This window comes from Novosphingobium sp. BL-A-41-Hi4A-0G, from assembly GCF_055521735.1.
On sequence record NZ_CM145501.1, the window covers coordinates 3,275,530 to 3,288,951 of the forward strand.

Annotated in this window: 12 protein-coding genes; 4 read left to right on the forward strand and 8 right to left on the reverse strand. The window is 63.8% G+C overall.

The features are described 5' to 3' along the window. Window positions 1-36: 36 nt before the first annotated feature. From ACZ1JX_RS15845 to ACZ1JX_RS15855, 3 genes are all read right to left on the reverse strand, one after another. Complete coding sequence (locus tag ACZ1JX_RS15845; protein ID WP_465124469.1) at window positions 37-459, reverse strand: hypothetical protein; 423 nt, start codon at window positions 457-459, stop codon at window positions 37-39. A 95-nt stretch (window positions 460-554) separates the two neighbouring features. Next, window positions 555-1,994, reverse strand: coding sequence for a metalloprotease TldD (gene tldD / locus ACZ1JX_RS15850; protein ID WP_465124470.1), 1,440 nt, complete (start codon window positions 1,992-1,994; stop codon window positions 555-557). A gap of 56 nt (window positions 1,995-2,050) precedes the next feature. Then, window positions 2,051-2,251, reverse strand: coding sequence for a zinc-finger domain-containing protein (locus tag ACZ1JX_RS15855; RefSeq protein WP_465124471.1), 201 nt, complete (start codon window positions 2,249-2,251; stop codon window positions 2,051-2,053). A 71-nt stretch (window positions 2,252-2,322) separates the two neighbouring features. Here ACZ1JX_RS15855 and ACZ1JX_RS15860 point away from each other — a divergent pair, with 71 nt between their 5' ends. Further along, window positions 2,323-3,282 carry an ABC transporter ATP-binding protein gene (locus tag ACZ1JX_RS15860; RefSeq protein ID WP_465124472.1) on the forward strand — a complete coding sequence of 320 codons (960 nt, stop codon included), beginning with the start codon at window positions 2,323-2,325 and terminating at the stop codon, window positions 3,280-3,282. Window positions 3,283-3,732: 450 nt separating this feature from the next. Then, window positions 3,733-5,319 carry an L-aspartate oxidase gene (nadB, locus tag ACZ1JX_RS15865; protein ID WP_465126443.1) on the forward strand — a complete coding sequence of 529 codons (1,587 nt, stop codon included), beginning with the start codon at window positions 3,733-3,735 and terminating at the stop codon, window positions 5,317-5,319. Here the strand turns inward: nadB and ACZ1JX_RS15870 are convergent. The 3 genes from ACZ1JX_RS15870 to trmB all read right to left on the reverse strand — a co-directional run bounded on the left by ACZ1JX_RS15870 (window position 5,316) and on the right by trmB (window position 7,576). Further along, window positions 5,316-5,843, reverse strand: a complete 528-nt coding sequence (locus tag ACZ1JX_RS15870) for a hypothetical protein (RefSeq protein WP_465124473.1) — start codon at window positions 5,841-5,843, stop codon at window positions 5,316-5,318. The two genes, nadB and ACZ1JX_RS15870, sit on opposite strands and share 4 nt — an antisense overlap. 124 nt (window positions 5,844-5,967) lie before the next feature. Next, the gene (locus ACZ1JX_RS15875) at window positions 5,968-6,735 is read right to left on the reverse strand and encodes a sulfite exporter TauE/SafE family protein (RefSeq protein ID WP_465124474.1); all 768 of its coding nucleotides are present in this window, start codon (window positions 6,733-6,735) and stop codon (window positions 5,968-5,970) included. 124 nt (window positions 6,736-6,859) lie between these two features. Beyond that, window positions 6,860-7,576: a tRNA (guanine(46)-N(7))-methyltransferase TrmB gene (gene trmB, locus ACZ1JX_RS15880; RefSeq protein WP_465124475.1), complete on the reverse strand. Its 717-nt coding sequence runs from the start codon at window positions 7,574-7,576 to the stop codon at window positions 6,860-6,862. Between the two features lie 124 nt (window positions 7,577-7,700). Between trmB and ACZ1JX_RS15885 the strand changes: the two genes are divergently transcribed. Then, window positions 7,701-8,519 carry a helix-turn-helix domain-containing protein gene (locus ACZ1JX_RS15885; RefSeq protein WP_465124476.1) on the forward strand — a complete coding sequence of 273 codons (819 nt, stop codon included), beginning with the start codon at window positions 7,701-7,703 and terminating at the stop codon, window positions 8,517-8,519. A 77-nt stretch (window positions 8,520-8,596) separates the two neighbouring features. On the opposite strand, the gene ctrA is transcribed toward ACZ1JX_RS15885, so the two are convergent. Next, window positions 8,597-9,298: a response regulator transcription factor CtrA gene (gene ctrA / locus ACZ1JX_RS15890; RefSeq protein WP_011443965.1), complete on the reverse strand. Its 702-nt coding sequence runs from the start codon at window positions 9,296-9,298 to the stop codon at window positions 8,597-8,599. 317 nt (window positions 9,299-9,615) lie between these two features. Further along, window positions 9,616-10,611: a tetratricopeptide repeat protein gene (locus ACZ1JX_RS15895; protein WP_465124477.1), complete on the reverse strand. Its 996-nt coding sequence runs from the start codon at window positions 10,609-10,611 to the stop codon at window positions 9,616-9,618. Between the two features lie 231 nt (window positions 10,612-10,842). On the opposite strand from ACZ1JX_RS15895, the gene ACZ1JX_RS15900 reads away from it, so the two are divergent. Next, entirely contained in the window at window positions 10,843-13,419 is a 2,577-nt protein-coding gene (locus ACZ1JX_RS15900) for a cyclic nucleotide-binding domain-containing protein (protein ID WP_465124478.1), read from the forward strand. The last annotated feature ends 3 nt before the right edge of the window (window positions 13,420-13,422 follow it).

Sequence of the window (13,422 nt, forward strand, 5' to 3'; positions counted from 1 at the left end):
CGCCTTAGCCCGCAATTGCCGCGTCTTCCAAGAGGCTCAGCTGCCCTTGGCGTCCTTCACCTTGGTGTAAGGCACGAACTTGCCCAGTCCGATCGACCCGCGCCAGAATCCGACATTGCGATCGACCATACGTACGATGTCGACGCTGCAAAGCTGTGCGCCGAAAGGCGTCGTCACCATGATGTCGTTGTCGTCGAGCGAGCTGGCGCCTGAGTCCGGGCGATTGACCCAGATCGTGTTGCCCGAGTCATATACGATCGCGGTCTTGTCGTAGATGCGCGTGTTGATCACGCGCGGCAGATAGAGGCAATCCTGCGGCTTGCCCGCAACGCGGCCTTCCAGGGTCTTTGCGAGCTCCTGCTCAGGGGTGAGACGCGGCTTGGCGTCGGCGGCAGCTCCGGAAAGGAGCAGCGATCCGGCGGCCAGTGCCGCAGCGATCCTGCTGGCGGTATTCTTCATGACTGGCACTTCCTTCTGAGTCGGTCTGGTACCTTTGGCACGGATCGGCTTAACCCGCGCTGACCACACAACGCCGCATGTCGGGAAAGCCTTCGTCAGGCTGTCCCGCCCACGGTCAGGCCTTCGACCAGCAGCGTCGGCTGGCCGACGCCCGCGGGAACGCTCTGTCCGCCCTTGCCGCAGACGCCGACGCCTTCATCGAGCGCGAGGTCGTTGCCGATTCCGGTGACCTTGGTGAGGCACGTGGGGCCATCGCCGATCAATGTCGCGCCCTTGATCGGTGCGCCCAGCTTGCCGTTCTCGATGCGGTAGGCCTCGGTGCAGGAGAACACGAACTTGCCGCTGGTGATGTCCACCTGCCCGCCTCCGAACGACTTGGCGAAGATGCCGTTCTTGACGCGGGACAGCAGTTCGGCCGGATCGTCGCTCCCGCCGCGCATGAAGGTGTTGGTCATGCGCGGCATCGGCGCATGGGCAAAGCTCTCGCGCCGCCCGTTGCCGGTGGGCGCGACGCCCATCAGGCGCGCGTTGAGGCGATCGTGGATGTAGCCCTTGAGGATGCCGTCCTCGATCAGCACGTTCTCCTGCGTCGGGGTGCCCTCGTCGTCGATGGAGAGCGAGCCGCGGCGACCCTGTCCGTTCACGCCGAGCAGCGTGCCGTCGTCGACCACGGTGACGCCGGGTGCGGCCACGCGCTCACCGATGCGGCCGGAGAAGGCGCTGGTGCCCTTGCGGTTGAAATCGCCTTCAAGGCCGTGGCCGACCGCTTCGTGGAGCAACACGCCGGGCCAACCTGGGCCGAGCAGCACGGTCATCTCGCCCGCTGGTGCGGCCACCGATTCGAGGTTCACCAGGGCCTGTGCCAGTGCCTCGTCGATCGCGCGGTTCCAGGTCTCGGGCGAGAAGAGGTCGTCATAGAGGCGGCGGCCGCCGATGCCGAACGAGCCGGTTTCGCGCCGTCCGTTCTGTTCTGCCACGATCGAGACGTTCAGGCGCACCAGCGGGCGGACATCATGGGCGACGAAGCCGTCGGCGCGGACGATCTCCACCACCGACCACGAGCCCGAAAGCGAGGCGGAAACCTGTGCCACGCGCGGATCGCGGGCGCGCGCGGCAGCGTCGATGGTTTCGAGCAGCTTGACCTTGGCCTCGAACGGCACGGCGTCGAGCGGCGAGGCTTCGGTATAGAGATGGCGGTTGTTGTTGCGCGGCGGCGGGGCAGGCTGGCCCTTTGCCGGATCAAGCAGCTTGAGCGTCTCGCCAGCACGCGCGATGGCGGCGGCGGAAATCTCGTTGGCATGGGCAAACCCGGTCATCTCGCCCGAGACGCCGCGAAGGCCGAAGCCCGCATCGCGCGAATAGTCGGCGGTCTTCAGGCGCCCGTCGTCGAACCCGAAGCTCTCGCTGGCGATGAACTGGAGGTAGAGTTCGCCATCGTCGCAGGATTTCAGCGCATTGGCGGTTATTGCCCGCGCCTCGTCAGGAGAAAGCAGGCCGGAGCGGTAGAGCAGCGAGCGTGTATCGGGATCGGTCATGGGACCGATATAAGCACTGGGTCACAGAAGGCCAGAGGCGCTTCCGTGACGGTCCTTCAGGCAGCCGCCGCCGTATCGGCCGGACCGCCCTTGAGCACGAAGCGGCGATCGCAGTAGCCGCATTCGACGTAGCCCTTCTCGTCGATCTCGAGCCAGACGCGGGGGTGGCCGAGGGCGGCGCCGCCACGAATATCAGACGCGCCATCGCACTTGACGCGATGATGATCGGTGAAGACGGTTTCGGGTGCCTGAATCATGGGCCTGCGGCTAGCAAATCGGCGGGCTTGAGACAATTGCGTTTTCGCTGGCACTGGTGCAGGCAGCGGCGATGGCAAGCACCGACGATACTCCCCCCGCAATTCGAATTCGCGATCTGGTGAAGCGCTATGCGCCCACGGGCAAGGCACCAGGCAAGCTGGCCCTCGACGGCGTCAGCTTCGATGTGCCGCAAGGCCAGATATTCGGGCTGCTCGGACCGAACGGCGCGGGCAAGTCGACGCTGATCAACACGCTGGCCGGCCTCGTCATGAAGACTTCAGGCAGTGTCGAGATCTGGGGGCACGATATCGACCACGACGTGCGCAACGCCAAGGCCTCGATCGGGATCGTGCCGCAGGAGATCGTGTTCGACCCGTTCTTCACGCCCGCCGAAGTGCTCGACAACCAGGCCGGGCTCTATGGCGTGCCCAAGGCGATGCGGCGGACCATGGAACTGCTGCGCGCGGTGCATCTGGCCGACAAGGCCGATGCCTATGCCCGGTCACTGTCCGGTGGCATGAAGCGCCGGCTGCTCATCGCCAAGGCCATGGTCCATGCCCCGCCGGTTCTTGTGCTCGACGAGCCGACCGCAGGCGTCGACGTCGAGTTGCGCCGACAGTTGTGGGAACTGGTCGGCGAACTGAATCGTGACGGGGTGACGGTGGTGCTGACCACCCATTACCTCGAGGAGGCGGAAGAACTCTGCGACCGGATCGCGATCATCAACCATGGCAAGCTGATCGCCAACAAACCCACGCGCGAGCTTGTCGACATGGCGCGCGAAAAGATTGTCGTGCTCACGCTGGACCGCGACGTCGATGTTGCGCCGCAGCATCCAGCCTTCCTCAAGAGCTTGATTTCAGGCGAACGGCAGGTCGAGATCGGCTATGACAAGGACCGCATGACCGCAGGCGAAGTCATGTCTCTGGTACAGGGACAAGGGTTTGCCATTGTTGATGTTTCGACGCGCGAAGCGGACCTTGAAGACGTGTTCGTCACTCTGACCAGCCAGCCCAAGGAGGCGGCCTGAACATCTGTCAGAAGCGGCAGAAATACACGGGAAACCGACGTTCCTTAGGAATCCTTGCGCCAGCCACCTCGCTCGCGACGACGGATCTGCGCTTCACAACGCTTGCATTTGCCTACGAAGGAACGACCGTCCCATTCCACGCCAGCGCGTTGTGGACGGTGTCGGTCGAACAGGCAGAGCAGTCTTGCAAAAGGCACAGGGCCCTCCATCCCGCGTAGGAATTTATACGCAGAAATACCTACCATGCTGCGCCTGCGAAGCAAGCGACCAAAGTGGTTAAGGAGTATTAAAGTCGGCTCGACCGTGGGCGGCTCGGGCGCTGCCAAGACTTTCCCGATGGATCGCCAGTCGCTAGGGCAGATACAGACCAGTCAAAGCAGTGCCATGAACCGGCATCAGGCAATGGAGAACCGCTTGAGCGGCAAGGACAAGGGCGAAAGGTCCGTGAGGATGCAGGACAGCCACGATGTGCTGATCATCGGATCAGGCGCGGCAGGGCTGACGGCTGCCCTGGTGCTCGCCGAGACCTGCCGGGTGCTGGTGCTTGCCAAGGGCGGGCTTGACGGCGGATCGACCAACTGGGCCCAAGGCGGCATTGCCGCCGTTCTCGATGCGGGCGATACCTTTGACGACCATATTCGCGACACGATGATCGCCGGGGCAGGGCTCAACCGGCGCGAGACGGTGGAGTTCGTGGTCGAGAATGCGCCAGAGGCGATTCGCCGCCTCGAACAACTTGGCGTGCCGTTCAATGCCGAGGCTGGCTCGCTCCATCTGACGCGCGAGGGCGGGCATTCGCATCGCCGCATCGTCCACGTCGATGACGCGACCGGTGCCGCTGTCCAGAAGGCCCTGCTCAAGGCTGCGCGAGAACATCCCAACGTCACCCTGCTGCCCGGGCGCACTTGCATCGACCTGATCACCGGTCGCCACGAGGCTGCGCGCTATTCGGGGTCGGGGCGGGTCTGGGGCGTCTATGCGCTCGACGAAGCGACCGGCAAGGTCGAGGCGCATACTGCGCGTGCGACCATTCTGGCGACGGGCGGTGCCGGGCGCGTCTACCAGTTCAGCACCGCACCGCGCGGGGCGACCGGCGACGGCATCGCCATGGCCTGGCGTGCGGGCGCGCGGGTTTCCAACATGGAAATGATGCAGTTCCACCCGACCTGCCTCTACAACCTCGAGGTCAAGAACTTCCTGATCACCGAGGCCGTGCGCGGCGAAGGCGGGCGGCTGATCAACCCCCGCACCGGCAAGCGCTTCATGGAGTTCTACGACGCCGCACGGCTTGAACTCGCACCGCGTGACGTGGTCGCGCGCGCGATCGATGCCGAAATCAAGAAGTTCGGCCTCGACTACGTCCACTTGGACATCAGCCACATGCCCGAAGACTTCGTTCGCGGGCACTTTCCGAACATCTACGAAAAGCTGATGGGCCTGGGCATCGACATGACGCGCCAGCCAATCCCGGTAGTTCCGGCCCAGCACTATACCTGCGGTGGCATTCTGATCGATCTTGACGGTCGGACCGACCTGCCGGGTCTCTATGCTGCGGGTGAGTGCACTGAAAGCGGGTTGCATGGTGCGAACCGCCTTGCATCCAACTCGCTGCTGGAATGCTTCGTGTTTGGCGATGCCGCGGCGCGCGACATCCAGCGGCGCTGGGACAGCTTTGAAGCTCCGCCCGAAGTCCGCCCCTGGGACGAGAGCCGCGTCACTGATTCCGACGAGGAAGTGGTGATCAAGCAGAACTGGACCGAGATTCGCCGGTTCATGTGGAATTATGTCGGCATCGTCCGCACCGACAAGCGGCTCGAACGCGCCGCGCACCGGATCGCGATGCTGAGTGGCGAGGTCAACGACTACTACGGCCACTTCCGCGTGACGACCGACCTGATCGAACTGCGCAACCTGCTGCAAAGCGCCGAACTGATCGTGCGTTCGGCGCGGGCGCGGCACGAAAGCCGGGGGCTGCACTACACGCTGGATTATCCGCAGACCGATGCAGTGGCGCGCGATACGGTGCTCGTACCTTAGGCGGCCTCGGCTTCGACGAACTCGGGGTAAAACACTGGTTCCCGCTTTAACCAGCCTTGCGCTGTCGCAGCCGCTTCGCTGATCGACTGGAGCAGATCGCGGCGGCGGTCGGCGCGGATCACCGGCAGAGCGGCTGCGCCGCAGAACGCGCCGGGGAGCCATGGCCGGACTTCTGCGCCGAGCAACCGTTCGTAGAGGAAGCGAAAAGCCGAAAAGCCGGTCAGGCGGTCCTGCGAAAGGTCGAACGCAGTCAGCCGGACGAGCGGGCCGATGAAGGGCTCGAGGCTGCCAAGATCCTGCACGTCGGGCAACAACTGGCGTAGCAGGGGAAGCTCGCGGTAAAGGTCCGCCTGCTTTTCGATCGCGCGGGCCTCTTCGGAACTGCGCGCCCAGCGCCGCAGTGTATCGCTTCGTCCGCGCGCGATGTCGAGGCTGCGGCGGATGTAGCGCTGCTCGCACGGGGCGAAGCTTGCGAACTCGCGCAACTCGGCAATGGTCATGCTGCTTGCGCCGTGATGCGCCATGGTCCTGCCCTCCTGCCGCACGACTCGGGTTTTGCGGCAGGATCAGTATGGCGGATCGTGGTTAATGGTGCGTTAGAGGATCAATCCGATTGCGCTGCGCATGAATGCGCAGCGCAAGGCAGGATCACGCAAAGGCCTTGTACGCCCCGTAAGCGCTGGTCAGCGTGAGTACGATCCCGACCATGATCAGCATGGTCTTGGCAGGAATGTGCTTGGCAGCCCAGGCGCCGAACGGTGCGGCTGCCAGACCGCCGATCAGGAAACCGAGTGTAGCCCCGGCAACGTCGGCAACGCCAAGGTGCCAGATGAACGTGGCCGACACGGTCAGCGTCAGGAAAAACTCGACTGTGTTTACCGTGCCGACGACCTTCCGCGGATCGGCGCCTTGAATCAGCAAGTTGGAGGTCACCACCGGCCCCCAGCCACCACCGCCAGCAGCATCGAGGAAGCCGCCAACGAGCCCGAGCGGCGCAACCCAGCCTGCTTCCTTGATCTTGGGCGGATAGAAGATGCCGCGGACCAGCAGATAGACGCCGATCGCCGAAAGATAGAGCAGCACCCAAGGCTTCACCACCGACGCATCAAGCGAGGAAAGCACGTAGGCCCCGAGTATGCCGCCGGCCATGCCGGGCAAGAGCAGTCGGAAGAACAGCTTCTTGTCGACATTACCGTGGAACAGGTGGCTTATGCCCGACGTCGCCGTGGTGAAGCATTCGACGATATGCACGCGCTGCGAGGCCAGTGCCGGCGGCACGCCCAGAACGCCGACGAGAAGCGTGTTCGAGATCACGCCGAAGGCCATGCCCAGCGCGCCATCGACCATCTGCGCGGCAAAGCCGACCGCGATGAACGGAAGCAGTGCCGTGAAATCGAAGCCTGCCAGAAAATGCATCGCGAATCCTTCCCCTGTCGGGCGGGAGGATTAGCCGGAAACAATCTCTACCAAAACAGAAGAATTTATTGCGCGCCACGAAATGCCGCTTTGCTGCGGCAGGCTGCAGGCCATTCAGGACTGCTCAGCGGCGCCGGTAGCGGAAGTACCACACTTCGTGCCCGTATACCGTGCGCGCCTTGTGCTCGTAGCGTGTTTCCGGCCAGCCGCCGGGGCGGACCTGAAAGTCCTTTGCGTCCTTGGCCAGCCAGGCGAACTGGTGCTTGTGGCGACGCATGACCATCAAAGCGTGACGCAGGTAGATCGCGTGGTCGGTGCCGAAGCGGAATTCGCCACCGGGCTTGAGTTTTGCTGCGAACAGGTCGAGCGGGCCGTCGTTCATCATCCGCCGCTTGGCGTGGCGTGCCTTGGGCCAGGGGTCGGGATGGAGCAGGTAGAGGAAGGACAGCGCGCCATCGGGAATGCGCCGCAACACTTCCAACGCATCGCCGTGATGGATGCGCACGTTCGGGATCGGCGGATGGGCGCCATTGTCCCCCGACACATGGGTCAGCGCCTGCGCCACGCCGTTGAGAAACGGCTCTGCCCCGATGAAACCGTGGTCGGGCAGCATGTCGGCACGGAATGCCATGTGCTCTCCGCCGCCGAAGCCGATCTCGAAGTGGAGCGGACGAGTCTCGCCGAACAGCGCCTTTGCCGTGATCGGCCCTTCGGCAGGCATGGAGATCTGCGGGAGCAAATCGTCGACCAGCGCCTGCTGCCCTTGTCGCAGAGGCTTGCCCTTGGCGCGGCCATATAGGCGGTTGATCGTCGTCGGATCGCCGGATTTGTAGGCTGTCATGGCGGCGGCGTTTGGCAGCGGGGCGGGCGGGGGTCAATATGATCGGCCCCAAGATCGCACGCGCGCGCCAAGGTACAAGAAAATTGGATGGACGCTATGGGGCGGCTGTGGTGATCAAGCAGGCATGCCTGCCATCGATCCTGGCCCCCGCGCGATAGCGGAACTGACCGACAGGGAACTCGAAGTCCTTCGCCTGCTCACCGCCGGCCACACGATAAAGTCGATAGCGACCTCTCTTGGCCGTAGCGAAGCCTCGATCAACGAGCGGCTGCGCGACGCCCGGCGCAAGACCGGGATCGGCAGCAGCCGCGAACTGGCCCGGCTCGTGGCAGGACAGGAAAACTGGCCCAGAAAAACTGATCTTCCTTCGCCCGGCCTCTCGGGTGACGCCGATGAACAGCCCGCAGATGCGGCGCGTCATTGGCCGAAAGGAAAGATCGCCATGCTTACACTCATTCCCCTTGCCGCCGGTCTCATGCTGGTTTCGACCGGTTCCCAGCAAACCGCGCAGGCACCGGCTGAACACACGGCCGCTGCAATTGCCTCGCCGCTCGTCGGCAAGTGGTCGCTGGACACCGCGCGCATTCCCGCAGACGAGCGACCCCGCAGCGTCACGATCGCCTTCAGCGTCTCCCCCGATCAGCGGTGGAGCACGCAGGTCGATATCGTCGCGCCCGACGGCAACGAGATGACTGCAAGCTCGACGGCACGGCTTGATGGCGTGGCCGTGCCGATATCGGGCAACATTCCGATCTACGATGCGGCATCGCTGCGTCAGCCCGCTCCGAATACGCTGGTCATGACGCTCGGGAAGGCAGGCACGCCCGTTGCTACCCGCGTTTATACGGTGGCCCGCGACGGCCAGTCCATGACCGAGACGATCGTCTGGGCGGAAAAGACCATGCCCAAGATGGAAACGACTTACTTCAACCGCGTGGGTTGAGAGCACCGTCCCTGAAAACGAAAACGGCCCGCCGTTTCCGGCGGGCCGTCTCAGGGATGGCGTTGCTTGTGCGGCCGTCAGGCGGCTTCGATCGCGCTCATGTCGTCCGGATCGCGCAGCACGTAGCCGCGGCCCCAGACGGTTTCGATGTAGTTCTCGCCGCCGCAGGCATGGGCCAGCTTCTTGCGCAGCTTGCAGATGAACACGTCGATGATCTTGAGTTCGGGTTCGTCCATCCCGCCATAAAGGTGGTTGAGGAACATTTCCTTGGTCAGCGTGGTGCCCTTGCGCAGCGAAAGCAGCTCGAGCATCGCGTATTCCTTGCCGGTCAGGTGCACGCGGGCACCATCGACCTCGACCGTCTTGGCATCGAGGTTTACCGAAAGCTTGCCGGTGCGGATGACCGACTGCGAGTGGCCTTTCGAACGGCGCACGACCGCGTGGATGCGGGCAATCAGTTCTTCGCGGTGGAACGGCTTGGTCACGTAGTCGTCCGCGCCGAAGCCGAACGAGCGGACCTTGCTGTCCATCTCGGAGATGCCCGAAAGGATCAGGACCGGCGTCTGCACCTTGGCGACGCGCAGCTTCTTGAGCACGTCATAGCCGTGCATGTCCGGCAGGTTCAGGTCGAGCAGGATGATGTCGTAATCATACAGCTTGCCCAGATCGAGGCCTTCTTCGCCAAGATCGGTAGAGTAGACGTTGAAGCCTTCGGTCGTGAGCATGAGCTCGATCGCCTTGGCCGTGGTAGGTTCGTCCTCGATCAGCAGTACGCGCATTGATCCGCCCCTTGATTGCCATGTCCCCTTGGCAATTAACCCGCCTTCAATTCGGGTTGCCCGCCATTAACCATAGGAGGAATGAACATGAAAGGTTAATTTGTTGTAAAGCCGCAGGCAGGGTTCAATCGCGTTAACCGGCCATGTGTCGGACAATGAATCGTTTTGGCACGAAAGTGATTCAGATCGGGACGAAAAGTGCCCGAATTCCGGGTGTCCCGTAATGAATCACCCGGTCTCGCAGGTCGGCTAAATAGCGCACCATGGTTAACGGGAATGCCATTCGGCCTTCGCAGAAACGATTCGCTCCGTGCGAATCAGGCCCCGGCAATCCCCAGAGTGGACGCCGCTTCGCGTAACTTTCTCGCACTCGCACTGTCGTTGCGGAAAGCCGCAAGGCCCTTCTGCAGGGCTTGCGCGGCCTTGCGCGGCTCGCCCAGCTGCATCCGGCTGCGCAGCAGCATGATCCAGCGGTCGACATCGGCCGGGTCCTTGTCGAGCTTCGCTTCCAGCCCGTCGACCATGCCGCGGATCATCGCTTCCTGCTGGCCTTTGGGCATACCCGCAGCGGCCTTCATCTGCTCGCTGGTGGGGCCGGGGATTGCCGCGGCGGCCTTGTGTGGGCCGTCGGTGATCACGCCATTGGCAGGCGCTGCGAACTTCGCTTCGGCCAGCCGCTTCTCGACATCGATCTTGCGCTTCTCGCCGACGTTGCGGATGACTTCGCGAATGTCCTCGGCATAGGGCGCATCGGCCGGCGTGTCCTCAAGCAGGTCGAACCACGCATTGATCGCCTGGCGGTGTCGACCAGAAAGGTCCATCGCCACGGCCTGGAAATAGCGCGCGCGGGCGTCCTTGGGGTCGAGCTTGATCGCCTTGTCGAACGCGGCCTTGGCGTCGCGCGGCATCCGGCCTTCTTCCTTGCTCGCCAGGACAAGCGCCTCGCCAAGGAACGACCAGGTCTCGGCATGGTCGGGATCCAGCTTGGTCGCCTTCTTGAGCGCTGTGGCCGCTTCGGCATAGCGTTCGGTCTGAAAGTACGACCAGCCGAGCATCCGCCAGCCTTCGGCATCGTCGGGCGTTTCGGCGAGCTTTGCCTCGAGCTTGGCAATGACATCGTCGACCGAGGGCTGCTGGCTCGGCACCGCAGGCGGCGGGACGGCGGCGGGCGGAGGCGTTTCCGGTCCGCGCATCATCGCGACTCCGCCCGCACCGAGTGCGATCAGGCCCGCAGCTACGAGCGCGATCTTGCCGATTCGCGATGCACCCTGCGCAGGTTCGCGCGCTTCGGTGGCAGGTTCGGGATCGGTCATCGCAAACTCCTGTCGGATGCCTTGCACGTCATCCGTCTGCTGCGCCGCATATCGTGCGGGGGCGGGGGCGCGCAAGCCATTGCGCCGCAAAGACGGTGCAGCGAATTTTGCGACTGGCAATGCGCGGGTCTTCGGCTAAAGTCCGCGCGATAGGGGTCGCAAATCGGTTTTTGAAAGCGGGCAGGGGCAGGGACATGCTCCGTTCGCTTGCGATGCGGGGGACGCATACCGGTGGGCGAGGTTTTCAAGGTTGCGATTATCGGTTCGGGCCCGGCAGGCATGAGCGCTGCCGGACGCGCAGCGCAGCTTGGCCTGAGCCACGTGCTGCTCGAAAAGACCGACCACCTCTCGGACACGATCTACAAGTACCAGAAGGGCAAGCACGTGATGGCCACGCCATCGCAGCTGATCCTGCGGTCGGATCAGGAGTTCGACGCGGGCAAGAAGGAAGACATTCTCGACAAGTGGAACCGCCGTAGCGCCGAACTCGGCGTGAACGTGATGTACAATGCCGAGGTCAAGTCGATCAAAGGCACCGGCGATCCGATTCCGGGTTCCATCCAGAAGATCGTCACCCGCGCGCGAGATGGTTCGAGCACCACCACTGAACTCCAGCGCCATGCGCCGCCCTATGCCATCGTCCTGACCAACGGCGAGACGGTCATGGCCGAGAACGTCGTGCTGGCCATCGGCACGCAGGGCAACCCCAACCTGATGCGCTGCCCCGGCGGCGATCTGCCGCACGTCACCTATCAGCTCGATGACCCTTACGCCGTGCTCGACCAGCACATCGTCGTGGTCGGCACCGGTGACGCAGGGATCGAGAACGCGCGCGGTCTTGTCGAGGACCCGGCGCAGGGCAACGTGGTGACGGTGCTGAACCGCAGCCCGAAATCGACCAACGTCCGCGAAAGCTTCGCCACGGCCAAGGAGCCGAACGCCAAGGCGCTGGTCGAGGACGACGCTGCGGGCAAACTCACGATCCGCTACGAGACCGAGACCAAGGCCATCGAGCCGGGCTGGATCACGCTGTCCACGCGCGATGGCGAGGAGCGCATCCGCTGCGACCGGATCATTGCCCGCATCGGCTCGGCCCCGCCGCGCGGCTTCGTCGAAGGGTGCGGGATCGAGTTCGCCAGCGCCGACCGTCTCGCCTTCCCGACGCTTTCGCCGCAGTTCGAATCGACCGCGCCCGGTATCTTCGTGATCGGCGCGCTGGCGGGCTATCCGCTGATCAAGCACTGCATGAACCAGGGCTACGATGTCGTCGAGTTCATCAACGGCAACACCGACTTGAAACCGGCGGATGAGCCGCTGCTTGAAGCCAAGTTTGCAGGACTGCCCGGCAACCGTTCGGTCAATGACTGGCTGGAATTCCTGCGTACCAACGTCACCATTCTCGATGGCATGACCACGCTGCAGCTGCGCGAATTCATGCTCGATTCCGCCGCGCGCGCCTATGCCAAGGGCGAGACCATCTTCGAGAAGAACGACCCCGGCTCCTCGCTTTTCGCGATTGCCTCGGGCTCGGTCCACGTCCGGCTTGATCCCAAGGATCCATCGAAGGTCGTTCCGATCCCGGCGGGCACGATCTTTGGCGAAGTCGGCCTGATCTCGGGCCGCAAGCGCGGCGCGACCATCGTTGCGGCCGAAGACACCATCTGCGTCGAGATCAGCCGCAACGCCGCGCTCAAGCTGCAGAGCCAGGTGCCGACCGCCAAGCGCGCGATCGAGCGCATCTCGACCGAGCGCCAGATCCTGCAGATGTTCGGCTCGGGCCTGACCAGCGCCGACATTGCCGAAGTCGTCGAAAGCTCGAAGATCCTTCAGGTCCGCGCGGGCGATGCGATCATCAAGGAAGGCGACGAGGACAAGGACATCTATGTCATCCGCGTCGGCTCGATGGTGGTCGAAAAGGAAGTCGGCGGAAAGCCGGTGTTCCTGTCCTACCTGCCTGCCGGGTCGTATGTCGGGGAAATGGCGCTGATCGATGGCGGCCGCCGCACGGCTACGGTGCGCGCCGCGATCAAGAGCGAGGTCATCAAGATCGATGGCGAGGCATTCGGCCGTGTCCTTGCGGCCAAGCCTGCTCTGCTCGAACGCGCGCGCAAGGACATGGAAGTCCGCCGCGCGACCAACGCCTTCATCGAATCGAAGAAGGACAGCTTCTCCGGCGTTGTCGACCTCTACTCCGAACAGGCCAAGTTCCTCGTTTCGCAGGGTCTAGGCGAAGCGACCGACGTGCTGCTCATCGACGAGCGGCTTTGCGTGGGCTGCGACAATTGCGAGAAGGCCTGCGCCGACAGTCATGACGGCCTCTCGCGGCTGGACCGCGAGGCAGGCAAGAGCTTCGCCCACCTCCACGTGCCGACCTCGTGCCGACACTGTGAACACCCCCACTGCATGGCCGATTGCCCGCCCAACGCGATCCATCGCGGGCCGGACGGCGAGGTGTTCATCAACGATACCTGCATCGGCTGCGGCAATTGCCAGCGCAACTGCCCCTATGGCGTGATCCGGATGGACAAGGTGCCGCCGAAGAAGCCGTCGCTGCTGTCATGGCTGTTCTTCGGCTCCGGGCCGGGACCGGGCGAGCCGCCGTACAAATGGTCGAAGAAGAACACCAAATACACCGGCGATCCGGCAGTGGACGAACTTCTCGACCGCAAGAAGGCGATCAAGTGCGACATGTGCGCCGGGATCGAAGGCGGCCCCAGCTGCGTCCGCGCTTGCCCGACGGGCGCTGCCATCCGCGTATCGCCCGACGAGTTCCTGACCGTCGCGCGGCTCGAGAACGAGGGGGTCTGAGCC